The sequence below is a fragment of the Sorangium sp. So ce302 genome (genome assembly GCF_051530145.1).
Taxonomy (GTDB): Bacteria; Myxococcota_A; Polyangia; order Polyangiales; family Polyangiaceae; genus Sorangium; species Sorangium cellulosum_B.
Window position 1 is genome coordinate 11,342,207 of record NZ_CP150326.1, and the last position, 18,601, is coordinate 11,360,807.

15 protein-coding genes are annotated in these 18,601 nt (G+C 70.6%); 5 read left to right on the plus strand and 10 right to left on the minus strand.

The features are described 5' to 3' along the window. Positions 1 to 17 precede the first annotated feature (17 nt). The 3 genes from WME73_RS42940 to WME73_RS42950 form a co-directional block, all read right to left on the minus strand. Positions 18 to 950, minus strand: a complete 933-nt coding sequence (locus WME73_RS42940) for an ABC transporter permease subunit (protein WP_437913353.1) — start codon at positions 948 to 950, stop codon at positions 18 to 20. Further along, a complete protein-coding gene (locus tag WME73_RS42945; protein ID WP_437913354.1) occupies positions 950 to 2,008 on the minus strand; it encodes a sulfate ABC transporter substrate-binding protein in 1,059 nt (352 codons plus the stop codon). Before WME73_RS42945 ends, WME73_RS42940 begins: the two co-directional genes overlap by 1 nt. A 334-nt stretch (positions 2,009 to 2,342) precedes the next feature. Next, positions 2,343 to 2,960: a helix-turn-helix domain-containing protein gene (locus tag WME73_RS42950; protein WP_437913355.1), complete on the minus strand. Its 618-nt coding sequence runs from the start codon at positions 2,958 to 2,960 to the stop codon at positions 2,343 to 2,345. A gap of 293 nt (positions 2,961 to 3,253) precedes the next feature. On the opposite strand from WME73_RS42950, the gene WME73_RS42955 reads away from it, so the two are divergent. Beyond that, on the plus strand, positions 3,254 to 4,315 hold the full coding sequence (locus tag WME73_RS42955; RefSeq protein WP_437913356.1) for a hypothetical protein: 1,062 nt from the start codon (positions 3,254 to 3,256) through the stop codon (positions 4,313 to 4,315). Here the strand turns inward: WME73_RS42955 and WME73_RS42960 are convergent. Further along, positions 4,286 to 5,119 carry an AraC family transcriptional regulator gene (locus WME73_RS42960; RefSeq protein WP_437917499.1) on the minus strand — a complete coding sequence of 278 codons (834 nt, stop codon included), beginning with the start codon at positions 5,117 to 5,119 and terminating at the stop codon, positions 4,286 to 4,288. The genes WME73_RS42955 and WME73_RS42960 overlap by 30 nt on opposite strands. A gap of 338 nt (positions 5,120 to 5,457) precedes the next feature. Between WME73_RS42960 and WME73_RS42965 the strand changes: the two genes are divergently transcribed. Then, a complete protein-coding gene (locus tag WME73_RS42965; RefSeq protein ID WP_437913357.1) occupies positions 5,458 to 6,615 on the plus strand; it encodes a pyridoxamine 5'-phosphate oxidase family protein in 1,158 nt (385 codons plus the stop codon). Positions 6,616 to 6,645: 30 nt separating this feature from the next. Here the strand turns inward: WME73_RS42965 and WME73_RS42970 are convergent, their stop codons facing one another. Together WME73_RS42970 and WME73_RS42975 are read right to left on the minus strand one after the other, a co-directional pair. Continuing rightward, on the minus strand, positions 6,646 to 7,749 hold the full coding sequence (locus tag WME73_RS42970) for a metallophosphoesterase family protein (RefSeq protein ID WP_437913358.1): 1,104 nt from the start codon (positions 7,747 to 7,749) through the stop codon (positions 6,646 to 6,648). Further along, positions 7,746 to 8,438: a hypothetical protein gene (locus WME73_RS42975; protein ID WP_437913359.1), complete on the minus strand. Its 693-nt coding sequence runs from the start codon at positions 8,436 to 8,438 to the stop codon at positions 7,746 to 7,748. The genes WME73_RS42970 and WME73_RS42975 overlap by 4 nt, the downstream gene beginning before the upstream one ends. Before the next feature lie 479 nt (positions 8,439 to 8,917). Between WME73_RS42975 and WME73_RS42980 the strand changes: the two genes are divergently transcribed. Further along, positions 8,918 to 9,832 carry a hypothetical protein gene (locus WME73_RS42980; RefSeq protein WP_437913360.1) on the plus strand — a complete coding sequence of 305 codons (915 nt, stop codon included), beginning with the start codon at positions 8,918 to 8,920 and terminating at the stop codon, positions 9,830 to 9,832. Positions 9,833 to 9,840: 8 nt separating this feature from the next. On the opposite strand, the gene WME73_RS42985 is transcribed toward WME73_RS42980, so the two are convergent. Continuing rightward, the gene (locus WME73_RS42985) at positions 9,841 to 10,527 is read right to left on the minus strand and encodes a queuosine precursor transporter (RefSeq protein ID WP_437913361.1); all 687 of its coding nucleotides are present in this window, start codon (positions 10,525 to 10,527) and stop codon (positions 9,841 to 9,843) included. Positions 10,528 to 10,613: 86 nt separating this feature from the next. On the opposite strand from WME73_RS42985, the gene WME73_RS42990 reads away from it, so the two are divergent. Continuing rightward, positions 10,614 to 11,855: a TIR domain-containing protein gene (locus tag WME73_RS42990; RefSeq protein ID WP_437913362.1), complete on the plus strand. Its 1,242-nt coding sequence runs from the start codon at positions 10,614 to 10,616 to the stop codon at positions 11,853 to 11,855. 83 nt (positions 11,856 to 11,938) lie between these two features. On the opposite strand, the gene WME73_RS42995 is transcribed toward WME73_RS42990, so the two are convergent. Both WME73_RS42995 and WME73_RS43000 read right to left on the minus strand, forming a co-directional pair. Continuing rightward, positions 11,939 to 14,257: a helicase-related protein gene (locus WME73_RS42995; protein WP_437913363.1), complete on the minus strand. Its 2,319-nt coding sequence runs from the start codon at positions 14,255 to 14,257 to the stop codon at positions 11,939 to 11,941. 132 nt (positions 14,258 to 14,389) lie between these two features. Continuing rightward, on the minus strand, positions 14,390 to 15,340 hold the full coding sequence (locus WME73_RS43000; RefSeq protein ID WP_437913364.1) for a hypothetical protein: 951 nt from the start codon (positions 15,338 to 15,340) through the stop codon (positions 14,390 to 14,392). Between the two features lie 747 nt (positions 15,341 to 16,087). Between WME73_RS43000 and WME73_RS43005 the strand changes: the two genes are divergently transcribed. Continuing rightward, positions 16,088 to 17,722, plus strand: a complete 1,635-nt coding sequence (locus WME73_RS43005) for a serine/threonine-protein kinase (RefSeq protein ID WP_437913365.1) — start codon at positions 16,088 to 16,090, stop codon at positions 17,720 to 17,722. On the opposite strand, the gene WME73_RS43010 is transcribed toward WME73_RS43005, so the two are convergent. Next, positions 17,719 to 18,417: a nitroreductase family protein gene (locus WME73_RS43010; RefSeq protein ID WP_437913366.1), complete on the minus strand. Its 699-nt coding sequence runs from the start codon at positions 18,415 to 18,417 to the stop codon at positions 17,719 to 17,721. The two genes, WME73_RS43005 and WME73_RS43010, sit on opposite strands and share 4 nt — an antisense overlap. Positions 18,418 to 18,601: the final 184 nt, after the last annotated feature.

Consider the following 18,601-nt stretch of genomic DNA (forward strand, 5'->3'; position numbering starts at 1 on the left):
CCGCCGGCCGCGGGCGGTCAGCCCGCCGCCCTGCCTGCGTGGGCGCGCGCGGCGGCGCGCTGGAGCAGGTTGATCGCGAGGAGGAGCGCGAAGGATGCCGCGAGGAGCAGGACCGCGACCGCCGTCGCGTCGGCGTAGGTGCCAGTCTCGTTCACCTCGATCATCTTGATGATCACCTGGGACGCGATCTCGGTGTCCGGCCGATTGCCCGAGATGAAGATCACCGACCCGTACTCGCCGAGGCCGCGCGCGAGCGCCAGCGCGAACCCCGTGAGGAGCGCCGGCGCGAGCTCGGGCAAGACGACGGCGCGGAAGATCTGGAGCCGGCCGGCGCCGAGCGTCGCCGCCGCCTCCTCGACGTCCCGGCTCAGGTCCTCGATCACCGGCTGCACCGTGCGCACGACGAACGGCAGCCCGACGAAGGCCATCGCGATCACCACCCCGAGCGGCGCCAGGGAGATCCTGTCGTACACCGTCCACTCGATCGGCAACTCGCGCCACTCGCGCCCCCAGCCGCCGTGCGCGAACCCCCGCCACGCGGGCCACGGATACCGGAAACCCAGCCCGGAGAGCCACCCGCCGAGCAGACCGCTCTCGGCATACAGCGTCGAGAGCGCGATGCCAGCCACGGCCGTGGGCAGCGCGAAGGGCAGGTCGATCACCGCGTCGATCACGCGCGCGAACGGGAACGTGTACCGGCCGAGCACCCACGCGATGAGCAGGCCGACGACGACGTTGAGGAGCGCGGCGACGAGCGAGGCGCCCAGCGTGAACCGCACGGCCGCGGCGACCCAGCCGCTCGTGATCACCCCGAAGAACCGCTCCCACCCGAGCTCCGCCGTCTTCAGGAACAGCGCGGAGAGCGGCAAGAGGACCACGAGGCTCAGGTAGAGCACCGTGACGCCCAGCGAGAGCGAGAGCCCAGGGAGCACGCGCGCGCGGCGCGACATCACTTCTTCCGCATCTTGTCGAGCTCGGCCCCCTGGCTGAAGTGGACGCTCATCACGGTCGGCCAGTCGCTGAAATGGTCCTTGAACCGGAACAGCGAGAGCGGCCTGAGCCGCTCCGCGTGCTTCTTCGCGATCGCCTCGCTGTACGGGCGGTTGTAGCGCTTCGCGATGAGCTCCTGGCCCTCGTCGGAGAAGTGGAACTGGACGTACGCCTCGGCGACGTCCTTGACGCCGTGCCGCTCGGCGACCTTGTCGACGACCGCGAGGGGGACCTCGATCGTGATCGAGTCCGAGGGGACGACGACCTCGAACTGGTCGGCCGTGGCCGGATCGGCCGCGATCTGGAGGATCTCGTTCTCCCAGCCGAAGAGGACGTCGCCCGTGCGCTGCACGATGAAGCGGGTCGACGAGCCGCGCATGGCCGGGTCGAGGATGGCGTCGTCATAGACCTTCGCCGTGAACTCGCGCGCCGCGGCCTCCGCGTCCGTCCGGCCCTCGGCCTTCGCCTTGCGCGCGGCGTGCGCCCAGGTCGACAGGTAAATCCACCGCGCCCCGCCGCCGGTCTTCGGATCCGGGCACAGCGCCACGACCTCGGGTCGCGCGAGGTCCTCCCAGCCCTTCACCTGCTTGGGGTTGCCCTTGCGGACCAGGAAGATGACGGCGGACGTGTACGGCACCGAGCCGTTCGGCAGGCGCTCCCGCCATGTCGCGGGGAGCAGGCCCGCCTTGGCGATGGTGTCGATGTCGAAGTCGACCGACAGGGCGGCGACGTCCGTCTCCTTGCCGGCCGCGATGTCGCGCGCCTGCTTGCCCGACGGGCCGTGATCGGTCTCCACGTCGACGTCCCTGCCGGTCGTCTGCTTGTACCACCGCTCGAACGCCGGATTGAGCTCCTGGTAGAGCTCGCGGGTGGGGTCATAGGATGCGACCGAGAGCTTCGCGGCCCGGCCTTCCGCGCTCGCGTCGGGCGCGGTCGCCGTCGTCTTCTCCTCGCACCCGGCGGCGGCCAGGAGCAGGGTGCCCAGCGCGAGCGCGGAACGGAGCAGGGCTGTCTTCATCGATCGTCGCCTCCGGGGGGAACGGCGGCCACTCTACCGCCGAACAAGGCGCTTGTCGCGACGAGTGCGCCCGCGCGATCCAGGCGCGGGCGACGGCCTCCGGCCGCTCATCCTCGTCGATCTACAGCGGTTTCCGCCCACCTCTGCGACGTGCAGAGCAGAGCGGCGGTCATACATGCAGAGCAGAGCGGCGGTCATACATGCAGAGCAGAGCGACGGTCACCCGCACAGGAGACGGGCCCAGATCGGCGTTTTCGGCGCGCAAGCGCACTCCGGTGCGCTGAGCACCGAAAACGCCGAGGTGGGCCCGTATCCGAAGCGGGTGACCGTCGCTCTAGGCGGCCGCGCTCCCGCGGCCGGATGCGCCGTTTCCCCCGTCGTTGAGCTTCGCTTCGTGCTTTGCGACCCACTTGCGGAGCCGCTGCGACAGCGGTGACCGTCCGTTTTCGTAGTTGGCGACCGAGCTGCGCGCGAGGCCGAGCTTTTCGCCGAGCTCGGCCTGCGAGAGCCCGAGCTTCTCGCGAAGCACCTTCAGCGTCGTCGAGCCCGCCGCCGCTTGCGCGCGCGCCGGCGCGCTCGGACGGGTGGGCGGCACGGCCTCGACCGCGCGCCCGGCGCGCTGCGTGCGCTCGACCGCCACCGGCTGCGACTCCGTGCGGGCGCCTTCCGGCGCGGTGCGCCGCGCGACGGGCGCTCGGACGCTGCTCGTGCTCCCCGCGAGCTTCTCGCCGCAAAACGGGCAGAAGTCGAACGCGAGGACCTTGCCCGCGTCGGTGCGGAACTCGATTCCCTGGATCGACGCGGGAATCCCTTGCGCGCGGCGCTCTTCGCTCGCCCACCCGTACACGAGCGTGAGCCCGCGCTCCTCTTGATTCACCGGTAGCCCGGTCTGACTCATCCGAAGGCAGACCGTCCTGCCGTCGCGCGTGCACTGTCGTCCGATCATGGGCATCGTCATCTCCTCTTTTCCGTGCGGGCGCAGGCGTACCCGGTCGAACTTTTGCGCAGTACTGCTCACCTGTCAAGGTGGACACACGCCAGGTCGAACTTTTGCGCGATACTGTTCATTTGTCAAGGCAGAACAACGGGGAGCCTGGGCGAGGAAGAGGCGATGATGTAGGGATCGTCCACGAGCTCGTCCTCGTCCTTTTCACTTGTTCACTTGTGTTCATTTGTCAGCTCCAGCGTGGAACCCGCGCGCGGAGTGTCCACGTGCCCTCGCGTTCCTGGGGGAGCTTGCAGCCGATGAGCCCCGTCAACGTTTACCACTGCCAGCGATGCATCGCGCCGCTGGAGGTCCCGCCGGGCAGCCGCACGATCGTGTGCCGTTACTGCGGAACACACAACGAGCTGCAGCGCCCAATCCCGTCCGTGGCCGCGCCTCGCCCCGCTGCGGCGCCGAGCCGTCGCCCCGCTGCGGCGCCGAGACGCACGTTGGCGGCGATCCTCCTCGGGGTCGCCATCGCGATCGCCATGATCGTGAGCATCGCCGTGCTGGCCCCGCGGGGCGCGCGGGTCCCCGAACCGTTCCGCGGCCCGCTCGAGCTGGAGTGGTCGAACGAGCGCAAATTCGTCGTCAAGTCCGACGAAGCGCTCCACGGCGACGTCGCCATCTTCGAGGGCACTTACCAGATCACCTTCCACGGCTTCCCGGAAGGCACCAGGTGGAAGGTCGGGGAGAAGAGCGGGCGCATCGAGAGCACTATCTATGACATCATCAAGCTCGACAATGTCGAGGGCCAGCTCGGAAGAGTTCCAGTCGCCAGGTACCGCGATACCCTGCTAGGACCCAAGGCGAAGCTCGAGATCGAGCTCCCCTCCGGACAGGCAGCTTCCATCGAGCTGCGCCAGGTCGACGCCGCCATGTCCGTCCTGTCGGTGCTCGATCGCGTCAAGAATGGGCCGGTCCTCTTCGAAGGCGAGCCGAAGCAGGAGAGCGATCTGAGCAGCGTGCTCCTCCTCGAGACGGCTTCCATGAAGCTCTTCGGCCAGGCGGTCCTTCTGCAAGACGTGGATCTGGTGGCCATCACGCGCCGGCTCCCGGAGATCAAGGGCCGAAAGACGTGCACCGGGTACAAGGACCGCGCGGGCGAGCCGCTCGCCGACCTGACGATCCGGTTCAAGGAGACCGAGGCCACCGTGCTCGATAGGCGGACCGGGGCCGTCGTGCAGAAGAAGGTCTTTCCGCCGGATGAAGAGTGCCCGATGTTCAGGTTGTCGATCGACGGCGATCGCGAGCGAGAGCAAGACAGCTACCCGCCGACGCGGGACATCGAGTCATGGCTGAGCTCCTTGGTCCAGCGTTAGCCGGCCGAGACGACGGGCCATGTACCGCGCCGGCGACGCGCCGAGCGCCTTGCGGAACATGGTGACGAAGCTGCTCGCGCTCTCGTAGCCGAGATCGCTCGCGACGCTCTGCACGCTCGCTCCGCGCGAGAGCCGCTGGAGGGCCAGGACGATGTGGAGCTGCTGGCGCCAGCGACCGAAGCTGAGGCCGGTCTCCCGGACGAGCAGCCGGTTGAGGGTCCGTTCGCCGACGCCGATCCGGCGGGCCCACGTGCCCATCGTCGCGCCGTCGGCGGGGTTCTCCGCCATCGCATCGACCAGCTTTCGGAGGCGCTGATCGGCCGGCATCGGCAGGCGATGTTTCTCGATCGTCGCCGCCGCCAGCTCGTCGAACAGGACGGCCACGAGCCGCGCATCCGGCCCGTCGAGGTCGTACAGCGCGGGGCGCGCCGCGAGACGGACGAGCAGCTCGCGAAAGAGCGGCGTGACCGAGACGGCGCAGCACTCGGCCGGCAGGCGCGGAGCCACGTCCGGCTCCATGAAGACGCCGTAGCCCTCGAGCGGCGCGCGCCCTCGTATCTTGTGGAGCACTCCGGCGGGGATCCACAGCGCCGAGCGCGGTGGGACGATCCACAGGGCGTTCGACGCCTCGCACGTGACCTCGCCGCGCTCGAGGAAGAACAGCTGTGACTCTCGGTGGCTGTGGAACTCGCTCTCCAGCCCGCCGGTGACCATGCTCAGGCCGACGGCGTTGGCGGGCCGCGCGAGCGTGCTTCGCCACTGGCCACGATCCTCGCGCGCGAAGCGACGCGAGAGCGACTCCATCGCCTCGGCCGCCGACGCGCGTGGCTCGTTCGCGATCTGGACGTCGCCGTGAAAGGTCCACCCGGGGGAATCGATCGACGACGACGCGGGCGGGGCTGACGAGCCTTTCGTGGTGGAGCCGGCGGAGGGCGAGGCCGACGCCGGCGATGCCGTTGATGACACGGGCGACGCGGGGCGCTTCCTTCGCTTCGAACCCATGGCCGGATTGCAAAATAAAATGTCCTCATTTCGGAATGCGGTCAAGTTCGCCGGCTGCGATGGTTCCTCTGCGCGCTCTGGCGGCCGTGCCGGAGCCCGGGAAACCGCTCTTCGGCGGGCAGGAAGGCAGAGGCTCTTCGATGCGGAAGGTGATGACCGCGCAGCAGATCGAGGCGATCGTCGGCGCCCCGATCCCGGCCGTGCGCATGAAGCAGATCGGCGCCCTGGACGAGGGATGTCGGCGCGTCCTCGCCAATGCTCCGGTCGCCGGCTTCGGTTTTCGTGACGAACAGGGAGGCTGGCGCAGCACCTTCGTCGGAGGCGCCCGCGGCTTTGCGCACGTGGAATCGCCGAAGCGCGTTCGGCTCGAGCTACCGGCGAGACACCCGACGCCGAAGTCCGGCAGCGGCGCCTCGTTCGTCTTCCTCGTGCCGGGGATCGGCGAGACCCTTCGGCTCAACGGCTCCGTGGCCGAGCGACGCGGCGGCCGGATCGTCGTCACCGTCGAAGAGGCCTTCGTGCACTGCGCGAGGAGCATCCTCCGATCCCGCCTCTGGGAGGGGCCGCGCGCTCGCGCCGCGGCCGCTGTCGAGCCGCCATTGCCGCGTGATGGCGCGCGCCACGAAAGGGAAGGCGGACCCCTCGGCGATCCGAGCGTTGCTCGCTTCCTCGCATCGAGCCCCTTTGCCGTCCTCTCGTCGTGGGACGCTGCGGGCTCGGGCGATACGAGCCCGCGAGGAGATTTCCCGGGCTTCTTGCGGATCCTCGACCGCGAGACGCTCGTCATCCCCGATCGCCGGGGAAACCGGCGGACCGATACGTTCCACAACGTCGTGACGTGCGACCAGGTCTCCCTCGCGGCCGTGGTTCCAGGGCGCGACGACGTTCTGCACGTCAGCGGCACGGCGTGCGTCACCGACGAGCCGGCGCTCTTGTCGACCATGGCGCTCGCGGGAAAGCCACCGCAGGCCGCGCTCGTCATCCGCGTGGAGCGCGCGGAGCTCCTGGCGAACGAGGCCCTGCAGCGGTCGAAGATCTGGCAACGCTCCGCCGACGTCGACGCGGGCGCCGTCCCTGATCTGATGGCGCTGGCGACTCAGCACCTTGCGCTCAACAAGGGCGGCGGCGCGAAGGCGACGATGATTCGCCTCCTCGGCAGCGGCGCCGGCGCTTTCCCGAGGCTCCTGCGCTGGCTCGTCGATCTCGGTTACCGCAAGGGGCTGACGGACGAGGGCTACGACCGCGGCGCGACGAGGGCGGACGACCCGGACAACCAGCGCGAAGGTCGCCTGCGATGACGATCGGCTCGGACAGCGAAGCGACTCGGTTCAATCCACGCGGACCACGGCGACCTGCGCAATCTTGGCGGGGGGCTCGACGTCGACCGTGACGAAATGGCGCCCGATGCCGTCGAGCCGCTCGGGGATCGCGCCGCCGCCGCCCGAGATGTACGCAGGGATCCCCGCGTTCTCGAACGCATAGAACGAGTGGATGTGGCCGTAGAACGTGAGATCCACGCGCCCGTCCGCGAGCATCGTGAGGAGCTTGTTCGCCTCGGCGCGGCTCGCGAATGCGCCGTTGCGGGAGCCCACCGGGTCGAGGGGCGCGAGGTGCATCGTGACCACGTGCAGAAGATCCTGCCCCTCGGTGAGCCAGCCGTCGAGCCACCCGTAGACGAGCGGATCGATCGTCGCGCTCGCCGAGTCGAGCATCGTGAACTGCACACCCCGGAACGCGAAGCGGTAATTCCCTCGGCCAAACCACTCGTGGTAGAGGTCGTCCCGCGTGCCGAGCTCGTGGTTGCCGAGCGTCGCATAGCAGGGAAAACGGAGCGTCTTCATCTCGCGCTGGAATCGCTCGAGCTGCTCGGGCGAGCCCCGCGACGTGAGATCGCCGCTGATGAGCGCGAAGCGGACGCCCTCCGCCTCGTTCATTTTCGCGTAGATGTCCTGAACGCGGTCGATGTCCTCCTGGACGTCGGCGAAGACCGCGAACCGCCACGGCTCGCGCCGCGCCTCGTCCGGCGGGCGCAGCGAGAGGGTCGCCTCGGCGCCGGGCGGCAGGGAGAGGCGGAACGTGCGCTGGGTCGGAAACGGCGCCTCGACGAGCTCCACGGGCACGCGCTCGTCCCCGACGCGCGCCGAGAGCTCGGCGTCGGCGAGCATGTTCTCGATCGTGATCTTCCACGGCCCGCCCGCCTCGTCGGTGAGGCGGATCGAGAGCGCGGGCGCGCTCGCCCAGAGCGCGAGCTCGCCCGCGTCGAGGCGGCGGATCGCCGCGAGCCCCTCGTCCACGGCGACGCGCGCCTTTCCCCGCGAGGCCTTTCCCACCTCCAGGTCGCGGCGCGCGCGGCCCTCGGCCACGTCCAGGCAGGAGAGGACGAGCGGCGCGGTGAGGGCGATGAGCGCGAGGAGAGCGTCTCTCAGGATCATGGCGAGTCTCCAGGGCGGAAGAGCAGCGCGAGGCGCCCGACGTACGCGGAGCCCGCCTTCACGTCGGCGAGCAGGCCCCACCGGGGCGAGGCATGGAGCCGGCCCTCCAGGCCGAAATGGCCCGGGACGCCGCTGCCGAGGCCGGGGAGCTTCGCGCCGCCGACAACCCCGTCGTGCCGGTGATCGTAAACCACCTTGGCCTCGCCGCGCGGATACCCCGCGTGCCCGAGGTACGCGCCGAAGGCGAAGCGGGGGATCAAGAGCTCGTTCCCCTCGAGCGGGCGGCGGCCGTGGCGGTAGCCCTCGATCGCGATACCCCAGCCCATCTCCGCGAACGAGCCCCGCAGCGTGCGCCCGAGGTGGGCGAGATCGAGCCGGCCCTTTAGGCTGACCTCGCCGGTGGTGATCGAGAAGTCGTCGGAGGTGTAGCGGTGATGGGTGAGCGCGCCCTCGATCTCGAGGAACGAGCCGTCCGCCGCGCGCGGGCCGTCCGCCGTGCCGGGGCCGATGAAGCGATGCGCGGCCTCGACGCGGAGGCGCGCATTGTCGTCGTTCAAGGCAAACCAGCCGGAGCCCGAGAGGCGGAGGGAGCTCAGGCGCAGATCCACGCCCGGCACGAGAAACGTGCGGTACGCGAACGTGGGGTCGTGGACGTAGGCGAATCCGAGCTGCGTCTCGACCCAGGGCAACGACGAAGCACCGCGCCGGCCGCGGCGACGGCGCGGCGCCCGGCGGAGACATCCTTCGTCGGCGGCGCCGCGGTCGCCGGCGCCCCGCCTGGCGCGGCCATGGCCGGGGGGATTGGCGCGCCATCACCCGCCTCGACCTGGGCCGGCGCGACCACGAGGAGGAGCGCCAGGGTGAGGACGTGGCCTGTGGTGCGCGGGGGCCTCAGCATCGAGCTCTGCGTGGCGGGCGCCTACCGTGGCACGGCCGTGCCGGCTTTGCACGCGTCGAGAGCATCCGACCCCGCCGCCCTCGACCATCGGTCCTGAAGAGCTCGCGGCGACCGAGGGCCCGCCGATCACGTCGAGATGACCTTCGTTCACGTCGCGCCGGAGTCGACGTGGCCGACCGGGCAGCTCCTCCAGCACACGGGGCCCGTGACGCTGTAGCCGGCGCCGCTGGTCGGATAGTGTTGTCCGGCAACCAAGGAGAAGCCGCGAAGATGATCCGATCCTCACGCGCCGCGACGGCGGCCATGACAAGCCTGTTCCTGCTCCCGCTCGGAGCGTGCGTCACGGTGTCGGGGGCTCGGCCCCCCGCAGCGGCCACCGCCCCATCACCCAGCCCGGAGCCCGCGACCCCTGCGACGAGCCCCGCTCCGGCCGCGACCGCGCCGGCGACAGCCGCGACCGCGCCGGCGACAGCCGCGACCGGCCCGGCGGCCCCCGCGGTGGTGGATCTCGATGCGCTCTACAGCGAGGCGATCTTCAAGTCCGCCGTCGTCACGCCCGCCGCCGCGCGCAAGCTCGTGCCGCTCAAGCCCGACGCGAACGGCACCTACACCGTGACCACCTGGGCCGGCTGCCGGGGCGACGGCGGACCGAACAGGTGCGGCGCCTACGTGGCGCAGCAGCCCGTGAACGTGAAGTGGGACGTGTGGGTCACGAGCAACGGCGAGCTCCAGAACAAGTGCAAGACGTGGACAGGCGATGTGGTGCTCCAGATCCACCAGGTCCTCGGCATGTCAGCCCCGCAGCCGCCGCTCCCCGCGGACACGACGGAGCGGCAGTTCGTCACGTTCTCGGGGGTGCCGGCCGCGAGCATCTTCCGCCCGTGCACGGACGCCCGCGTCGACACCGACTCCTGCAATGGGACGAAGCTGCCTGAAAAGCAGTCTGCGTCGGCTCCGGCCGATTACTACAGGTGGTTCACGAACCATGCGATGTCGTCGTGGCAAGTGCCGGAGAAGGGTCAGACGCCCACGGGCTTTCCCTGGACCAGGCTCGGCTATTCGTACAACTGGGCGCCGGGCGCGGACATCTACGGGGCGTCCGAGTACGTCGTCTCCGGCGGCGCGAAGGCGGTGAAGCTCACCGTCGCCGCCGTCCAGACGGCCAAAGATTTCTGCAAGCCCTGAGCAGCGGGCTATGCCTGCAGCCCCGGGGCGCCCTCGCTCTTCTTGTCGGGCACGAGATAGATGCCAGGCAAGCTTATCAGGGTCATGGCGAGCTTGGTCGCCAGATTGATGGCGAAGATCTGCCGGATCACGTCGAACGGCAGCACAAAGGCAAAGGCACCGAAGCAAAACAGCAGGTTGTCGACCGGAACGCTGACCGCGTTGCTCGCGAGGACCGCGAGCCACTGGCGCCTGGGGCCCGCTTTTCTCAGATAGGCCTCGCGGACCCGATGGAAAACTTCGGTGTCCAGCAGTTCGCTCACGACCTCCGCGACGATGCTCGCGAACACGATTCGCCACACCGGGCTCAGGATCGCCGAGAACTGATCGCCGAGCCCCCAGGAGGGGTCAGACGGCACTTGTGCGGCCCAAAGAAGGTAGAGGGCCATCAGGAGATTGGCCCCGCCGGCGCAAAGGATCAACGTCTGGGCGCCGCGCTTGCCGATGGTCTTGTGGACCATGTCCCGCAAGGTGAAGGTGAGGGGATAGATAAAGGTCCCCATATCCACGGCCAACGAGAAGACGACGCCGATCTTGAGGCTTGCGATCTGACTGATGAGCTGCGCCGCGATATAGAACGAGATGACGACGATGGCCGCCGGCCTGATGGCGCTCGTCAGATCTTGGCTCGCGCTCCTGGGCGACGATTCGGACATGAGGATCGCCTCATTTTCAAGGCAGTTTCGGGGACCGCCGCGGTCTTGAGCCCGGGAGGGTCGATCGCACGGCTCCGCGAGCCTAGATGGCCGCCGGCGGCGAGGACAAAGAATCAACGACGACCCCGGCGAGGCTCGCTGCGTGGCGCACCCGTTTCCGTGCTCTCGCGGCCACGGTCGGCAGGCGGGGGGCCAGCAGGATCGACCTTGCGGACGCGACGAATTCCTGCGCGTTCGTCGCCGATCCTGGTATGCTCGCGAGCGTGGCCGATCCGGCGATCGATATCTTCATCTCCTATGCGCACGCGGACGAGGCGCTGAGGTGTCGCCTCGATAGCCATCTAGGCCCGCTCGTCCGACAGGGGCTCATCCGTCCCTGGCACAGAGGACTGACTGGGGCCGACGGGGAACGGAGCGCTGCGGCCGTCACCCGGCTCGCGCAGGCCCGTATCATCTTGCTGCTGGTAAGCGCCGATTTCCTGGCCGACGACGAGTGCGGCGCCGACGTCGAGCAGGCGCGTCGGCGGCTGCTGACCAGCGACGGCGCGCGGGTGATTCCGATCATCTTGCGCCCGTGCGACTGGAGCGCTGCGGCGTTCGCGTTCCTGACGCCCCTCCCCGCGGGCGGCGAGCCGCTGGCAAGGTCTCCTGACCCCGAGATCGCCTGGGCCGACGTTGCAGCGCGCATCGAGCAAGCCGTCGTCGCGGCGCGCCTCACGCGGCCGAGCGTCACCCCGGAACAGCCGCGCCGCGCGAGCGCCGCAGGACAAGTTCGGGTAAGCGGTGTTGTCCTGCGGAGCATGGATCGGACGCTCATCGACGAGTGCGGCAGGAGCGCACGCGACCTGGTCGTGGCGCAGATGCCCGAACACTGCCGCGACGACCTCCGCCATGAGTCGCTCGATTTGCTCGCGAGATACGATCTCGAGACGCTCACGACCTACATGGATCTCGCCACGTCGCTGGTCCTGCGGGATCCCAAGCGCTGGCGTGACTTCGGTCGACTGGCGGTCAGCGGCGACCTGCACCAGTTCGTGCGCCCAGTTTACGCGGTGCCGACGGTGAGCGTCGTGCCCGTCCTGCACCATACGACCAGCATCTTGTCGTGCCTCTTCACGTCCGGATCTTGGCGTGTTGACACCGGATTTGCCTGGAAGGTGGTGCTGACCATCGGAGATCTCGGGCCCCCTTCGGTGCTGCTTCGTTTGTGGATTGTAGGGGTCATGGAGGAGATCGTGCGACGCGCTATGTCGAGCGACGTCAACTGGGCTATTACGCACGGCGAGTCGAGAGATACCCCCGAGCTTACCTGTGAAATCAGCTTGTGAGGGGATGAGGGACTCAAGGATGAATGCTTGTCGCAACGCGCGCGTCGTTTCGCGAGGCTGTTGCCGGCCCCCTCTCCTCTCCCCTACCCCAGCAGCGACGCCGCCACCCTCGGCGCCTCCCGCGCGGAGCACCCCATCCAGCCCGAGAGCCGCTCCGCCGGCTCGCCGCTCGCGAGCGCCCGGAGCACCCGCTCCGCCACGTCCGCGCGGAGCGCCCGCGTCCCGAACACCGGGTAGCCGATCGCCGCGTAGGCCTTGGGATCCACGCCCCGCGCGACCGCCATCGACACCGCGCCGGGCGCCGGGCACGCGGGCACCCGGCCGCGGTCGAACCAGGCGGCGCACAGCGCGAGGCGGCGCTCGAGCGCGCCGCGCCGGAGCAGCGGCTGCACGTAGAGCACGCGCTCGCCGACCTCGATGCCGCGCGCCGCGAGCAGCGCCCGGCCCTCCGGCGCGAGCTCCGCGACCTGCTCCTCCGCGTCGCGCGCCGCCGCCGTCCCGAGCCCCTGCTCCAGCTGGTAGACGATCCCCCGCGCTGCGCCCGGGAGCGCGCGCACCTCGGGCGAGCGCAGCGGCGCGAGCAGCGCCTCGACGAGATCGCGCGCGAACGCCACGAGCCGCCGGAGCACGCGCGACCGCGCCCCCGCGCCGAGGTCCTCGAGCGCGGCGAGCCGCACGTCGGGCAGGAGCAGCGTCGGGCCGCGCGCGAGCTGCCCGAGCAGCCGCTCGCCGTCGAAGATCCGCCCGCCCACGTCGACCGAGAACCGCTCGTGCGGCGCCCCGACGAGCGCCTCGACCCAGCGCGCCCAGTCGTCCTCGGGCGCGGGCGCCGCGGGCCCCGGCGCGAGCCGGGCCCGGAGCGCCGCGATCGGCGCGAACGGGTGCCCCGCCGGCACCGCCGGCGGCTCGGCCTCCGCGCGCCGCTGCGTCGAGGGCGCGCCCGGCGACGACCGCGCGCCCGACGACGACCGCGAGCGGCGCGCCGCGCCGCCGCCCCGCTCGACGAAGCGCTGCACAAGCCGCTCGTGGAGCGCGTCGCTCAGGCGATCCTCGATCGCCCGCGTGCGCTCCTGCCACGCCGCCGCGTCGCGGACCCAGCGCGGGTGGTTCGAGATGTACGTCCACGTCCTGATCGACGCGATCCGCGTGATCAGCGTGTCGATGTCGCCGGCCACCTCGTCGATCTCGGCCACCCGGGCGGCCATCCAGCCGGCGTCGAGCGCCGCGCTCGGGCCCGAGAGCTGCCCGTAGATCTCGGCGAGGAGCGCGACGTGCGACTCGAACAGGAGCTTGCGGAAGTCGGGGATGCGGCAGACCTCCCAGAGGAGCCCCACCGCCTCTTCACCCCGCGCGCGCGCTCGCACCTCCGGGTCCCCGGCGAGCCTCGCCAGCGCGGCCGTGTCCTCCGCGTCGTCGACGAGCCTCAGCGAGCGGGCGCGCGGCCGCGCCCGGAGCGACGCGAGGAGCGCGTCGATCGAGCTCATGTCGAGCTCGCTGCTCCGCCAGAGCAGCCGCCGCACCGGGGGGAACCGGTGCGCCTCGATCGCGGCGGCCACGCCGTCGGGGAGCGAGAGCGGCGCGACGGTGCCGAAGGTCCCGTCCGCGAGGTGCCTGCCCGCGCGACCGGCGATCTGCGCGAGCTCGGCGGGGTCGAGGTCGCGCACGGCGCGCCCGTCGAACTTGCGGAGCGCCGCGAACGCGACGTGGCGCACGTCGAGGTTGAGCCCCATGCCGATCGCGTCGGTGGCGACGAGGTAGTCGACCTCGCCCGACTGGAAGAGGGCGACCTGCGCGTTGCGGGTGCGCGGCGAGAGCGCGCCGAGCACCACGGCCGCGCCGCCCCGCTGCGCGCGCAGCCGCTCGGCGATCTCGTAGACCTGCGGGGTCGAGAACGCGACGACGGCGCTGCGCGGCGGCAGGCGCGAGAGCTTGCCGGCCCCGGCGCTCGCGAGCCGCGAGAGGCGCGGGTGCTGGACGATGCTGGCGGTGGGCACGAGCTCGGCCACGAGCGGCCGCATCGTGTCGGCGCCGAGGAACCAGGTCTCGCGCCGGCCGCGCGAGAGGAGCAGGCGCTCGGTGAACACGTGGCCGCGCTGGTCGTGCGCGGCGAGCTGGATCTCGTCGATGGCCAGGAAGTCGACCTCCAGATCGACGGGCATCGCCTCGACGGTGCACACCCAGTAGTCCGGCCGCCTGGGGACGCGCTTCTCCTCGCCGGTCACGAGCGCGACGCGGGCCTCGCCGACCCGGGTGCTCACCCGGTCGTAGACCTCGCGCGCGAGCAGGCGCAGCGGCAGGCCGATCATGCCCGAGTCGTGCGAGAGCATGCGCTCGATGGCGCGGTGGGTCTTGCCGGTGTTGGTCGGGCCCAGGACGGCGGTGATGGGGGAAGCGTCGACCATGGCGCACGCAGCTTAGTACCGGACGCCGCAGCTACGCCCCCGCGCGACGCGCCGAGGGCGTGCGCCTCGGGTCCTTGCGGCCGGGCGGGCTCGTCCTCGGGCTCGCCGAGCCTGATGGCGCCGGCTATCGTGTCAGCGCGCCGTCGGGTCCGCGAGCCAGGCGGCGAGCGCCTCGGGCGGGAGTGCCAGCTTGGCATCGTCGAGGCGATCGGCACCGAGGCGCTCGAACCGCTCAGCCAATACGGAGTGCTCCACCCCGGTCAGCGGTCGGCCCAGCTTCTTCTCGAACTGCATCGCCAGCACCCGGAGCTGTCCCTCCTTGATGCCCTCCTTGATGCCCTCCTTGATGCCCTCCTTGCGCCCCTCTTGGAGGGCCTCCTTCCGCGCCTCGTCGCGGAGCGACTGCTTGAGCTGCTCGAACCACTGCTGAACTTCTGTCACGATCTCCTCCTCTTCCGCGTCTTCCGTCGTGCGCGCCGAGGGCTCGGCCGGGACCTCGAAGCGCAATCGTACCAGCCAAGGCAGGGCAATGCTCCTCTCCCAGGCGTCGTCGGGCAGGGCGATGAGCTCACGGATGGCATCGCGGAGCACGGCGCGTGCGCCGAGCAGGCGCAGGAGCAGGGTGTCTCGGACGCGCGGCAGCTCGGCGATGGCAACGAGGTCGATCTGCCATCCCGGCGCGGCCCGGTAGAGGCCGGGGCGCCCGGGCACCGGGTCGAAGCCGAACGCGTCGAGCACGGTGGCGGGCCGGCCGCTGCTGAGGACGCACAGCCGCGGGAAGGGCACGGCGCCGCCAGCGCGGCGCTCGAGCTCGTGGTGCCAGTGGAGCTGCTTGCGGACGCAGCCGCGCAGCTCGGCCGGACCGGGGGTGTCGTGGAAGAGCTCGAACTGGCAGGGCTCCGCCGCGAGCTCGCCGAGCAGGCCGAGCTCTGCGCGCAACGCGGCGCGGGCGGGATCGGGCACGTACCAGATGTCCATGGTCTGGGAAGTTGAGATGACCTCGACCTGAGTGTCGGCGCCGCCGGTGAGAGCGAGGGTCTCGCGTAAGACGTTCTTGCCGAACGCGTCGTATCTGATGCGCATCGGTGCGGTGACGAGAATGGGATTTACCGAACGTGCCAGCAAGCCAATTTTCGCGCAGGGCATGCTATTTTTGCGAAGCGAGGGAGAGCGTCATCGCGTATGGGGAGGAGGAGAATCGGGCTGTTACATGCGCCGCGTCAATGTCATTCAGAAATCGCGTCTTCAGCGCTGTACCGCCACGGCGCTGGGGGGCGCGAATCGATGGTTAGGAGAGTGGTAGTTCGTCGGGCGGAGGTTCGGGGTGCGCGTGCGCGTACCGGGGGAGAGCGCGAAGGACGCGGCGGCCGAAGGCGTGGGCCTCAACGCTGGGGATCGAGCTCCTGCGCACGCAGCGCGCTGGCCCGTGTCACGGACGAGCGCGGCAGCTCGCCCTTATCTCTGGACTGCATCGGCGTCGGCGATCGGCGGGTGCCGAACGCCTGAATAGTCGGAAAATTTCACCATCATTGCATGCACGGAGCGAAGCCTGGGTCACCTGGGCGAGAGCAGCTCCTCCCTCTTCAGCGACATCGACCCCTCGCCTCGAGGTCGCGGAGCGCCCATGGGGTCGGGCGAAAAGCCTGCCGATGCGGGGGAGGAGAAGATGCGACAGCAGCCCGCTCGCGCTCGGCCTTCGTCGCGTCGCCGCGCCCGTGGCATGATGGGGCGAGATGCCGGCCGCTGTAAGGAGCACGACATGGGGCCCGGCCTCTGCTAGACCGCGGAGGCCCGAACGGAACGACGCTGGGACGCGGAAGGCTCGATCGCATGCTGTCGCTTGAGGCGGGGAGCGTCGTCGGTGGGAAGTATCGCCTGGAGCGGCCGCTGGCGGGCGGCGCCATGGGCTTTCTCTGGGTGGCCCGGCACCTCCAGCTGGACGTCGAGGTCGCGCTCAAGTTCATGATGCCGCAGCACGCCGACTCCCCCGTCGCGCGCGCGCGGTTCGAGCGGGAGGCGAAGGCCTCGGCCCAGCTCCGGACCCCCCACGTGGTCCACGTCTACGACTACGGCCTCGAGGGCGACACGCCCTACCTCGCGATGGAGCTGCTCGAGGGAGAGGACCTCGCGGCGTACCTCGCGCGCCACGGGCGCCTCGAGCCGGAGGAGCTGCTCGGCATCGTGAGCCAGGTTTCCAAGGCGCTCCGCCGCGCGCACGAGGTGGGGCTCATCCATCGCGACCTCAAGCCGGCGAACATCTTCCTCGCGCGGCAGGGCGAGGAGATCGTCAAGATCCTCGACTTCGGGGTCGCCAAGGCGATCGGCACCGGGCTGGCCGCCGACGCGACGAAGACCGGCACGCTCATCGGCTCGCCGCACTACATGAGCCCCGAGCAGGTGCGCCGGAGCAAGACGATCGACTTCCGCAGCGATCTCTGGTCGCTCGGCGTGATCATCTTCCAGTGCCTCACGGGCCAGCTGCCCTTCCCCGGCGAAGAGCTCGGCGACGTGCTCGTGGAGATCTGCACGGGCGACATTCCGGTCGCCTCGCAGCTCGCGCCTGCGCTGTGGCCCGAGCTGGATCGTTTCCTGGAGCGCGCGCTCAAGCGCGAGCCCGCGGAGCGGTTCCAGAGCGCGAGCGAGCTCGCCCGCGCGTTCGCCGCGGCGGTGCAGCGCACGGCGGTGCCGGACTCGCGCGACTCGCTGGACTCGACCGAGGCGCTGGCTCCCGGCGTCGCGCCGGCGCATGGCGTCGCGCAGGCTCATGGCGTCGCGCCGGCTCACGGCATCGCGCAGGCTCTCGGCATCCCGCCGGCTCACGGCGTCGCGCACGCTCACGGCGTCGCGCCGGGCGTCGGGGGTGGCACAGTGGCCCTGGACGACGCGGTGACCGCCGGCGGCACGCTGGCGGCGGGCGGGACGGTCGTCGAGGACCGCACGCGGGTCCCGGGTGGCGTGGTGGGCCCGGGCGACACGCTGGCCGCGGGCGGCACGCTGACCGCCAGCGGCACGCTGGAGGCCGTTGGAGGCGCGCTGCCCCCGCCCGTGGATCGTCGCGCCCCGTCGCGGGCGGTGCTCGCCGTGGCTGCCAGCGTGCTCGTGGTCGGCCTGGGGATCGCCGCCGTCGTCCTGCTTCGCTCGCCTGCTCCCGAGGTCACCGCTGCCCCCGGGTCGACGTCTCCGCCGGACGCTCCGGCGTCCGCTGCACCGCCGACACGGGTGGAGGAGGTGCCTGCCCTGCCTCCCCCGGGCGCGAGCGCCGTCCCCGCCACGCCGGCATCGTCGGCCCCGACCAGCGCGGCCTCCGCCTCGGCGCCCCCCCCATCGGCCGCCCCCCCACCTGGCGCCGCAAAGGCCACGCCAAGGCCTGCGCGCCCGCAGGCGCCTCCCCCGGCCAGGCGGCCCTCTCAGGGGGCGCCCTCCAGCAAGGGCGCTTCCGAGAAGGATCCGACCTTCGGCTTCTAGTATCCCGTCTCCTCTGAAGAGCGCGAACTAGAACCGTCGATGAACTTGACCGTCTCGTCGAGCGGCGCCCGGCCCGTACGGGTGTAACCGACCGTGGGGTCCTCGTAGCCGATCGACATGCCGCAGAAGAGGATGAGCCCGTCCGGGGGTGACAGGACCTGCGCGACGGTCTTGCGAACCTGCGACCACGCCATCTGCGGGCAACTGTGCAGCGCTTCGGCGCGCAGCAGCAGCATGACGGTCTGCAGATACATCCCGGTGTCGGCCCATTGGGCCGGGCCCACGTCACGGTCGATGTAGCAGAACAGGGCGGCGGGCGCGCCGAAACAGTCCCAGTTGGCGATCGCGGCCCTCTGCCGCGCCTCCCAGTCCTCGCGAGCAATGCCGAGCGAGGCGTAGCGCTCCCTGCCGAAGGCGGATCGGCGCTCTCTGTACGGGGACTTCAGTCCCGGCGGGTACATTTCGTACTCCCGCTCGTCCCAGGGGTCGCCCGCAGCGACGCGCGCCACGGCGAGCCTCTTGAGCTCAGCCAGCGGCGCGCCGGTCACCACGTAGGTGTTCCATGGCTGGAGGTTCGATCCGGATGGCGACCAAGCCGCTGCGGATAACACGCGCTCCAGCACCTCCCTCGAGACGGGCTGGTCGGTGAATCCGCGCACCGCCCGTCGGCTCCTGACTGCCTCATAGACGTCCATGATCGCCTGCCTCTCCCGATCTGCTCATTGAAATCACAATCCTAATCGACGACTTGGCCAGGATCGAATCGCCGCGCGGCGGAGCGGGACCGACTCGGGCGGAGAGTGAAAGCAAATGGGTTCCGGAAGGCAAGGGGCATCTCATCTCACATCGCAGTGGGCAGAACATGCCATCCACCATCCT

Coding starts and splice junctions, on each gene's coding strand:
- WME73_RS42940 (WP_437913353.1), bottom strand. CDS start 950: ATGTCGCGCCGCGCGCGCGTGCTCCCTGGGCTCTCGCTCTCGCTGGGC.
- WME73_RS42945 (WP_437913354.1), bottom strand. CDS start 2,008: ATGAAGACAGCCCTGCTCCGTTCCGCGCTCGCGCTGGGCACCCTGCTC.
- WME73_RS42950 (WP_437913355.1), bottom strand. CDS start 2,960: ATGCCCATGATCGGACGACAGTGCACGCGCGACGGCAGGACGGTCTGC.
- WME73_RS42955 (WP_437913356.1), top strand. CDS start 3,254: ATGAGCCCCGTCAACGTTTACCACTGCCAGCGATGCATCGCGCCGCTG.
- WME73_RS42960 (WP_437917499.1), bottom strand. CDS start 5,119: ATGGAGTCGCTCTCGCGTCGCTTCGCGCGCGAGGATCGTGGCCAGTGG.
- WME73_RS42965 (WP_437913357.1), top strand. CDS start 5,458: ATGCGGAAGGTGATGACCGCGCAGCAGATCGAGGCGATCGTCGGCGCC.
- WME73_RS42970 (WP_437913358.1), bottom strand. CDS start 7,749: ATGATCCTGAGAGACGCTCTCCTCGCGCTCATCGCCCTCACCGCGCCG.
- WME73_RS42980 (WP_437913360.1), top strand. CDS start 8,918: ATGATCCGATCCTCACGCGCCGCGACGGCGGCCATGACAAGCCTGTTC.
- WME73_RS42985 (WP_437913361.1), bottom strand. CDS start 10,527: ATGTCCGAATCGTCGCCCAGGAGCGCGAGCCAAGATCTGACGAGCGCC.
- WME73_RS42990 (WP_437913362.1), top strand. CDS start 10,614: ATGGCCGCCGGCGGCGAGGACAAAGAATCAACGACGACCCCGGCGAGG.
- WME73_RS42995 (WP_437913363.1), bottom strand. CDS start 14,257: ATGGTCGACGCTTCCCCCATCACCGCCGTCCTGGGCCCGACCAACACC.
- WME73_RS43000 (WP_437913364.1), bottom strand. CDS start 15,340: ATGCGCATCAGATACGACGCGTTCGGCAAGAACGTCTTACGCGAGACC.
- WME73_RS43005 (WP_437913365.1), top strand. CDS start 16,088: ATGCTGTCGCTTGAGGCGGGGAGCGTCGTCGGTGGGAAGTATCGCCTG.
- WME73_RS43010 (WP_437913366.1), bottom strand. CDS start 18,417: ATGGACGTCTATGAGGCAGTCAGGAGCCGACGGGCGGTGCGCGGATTC.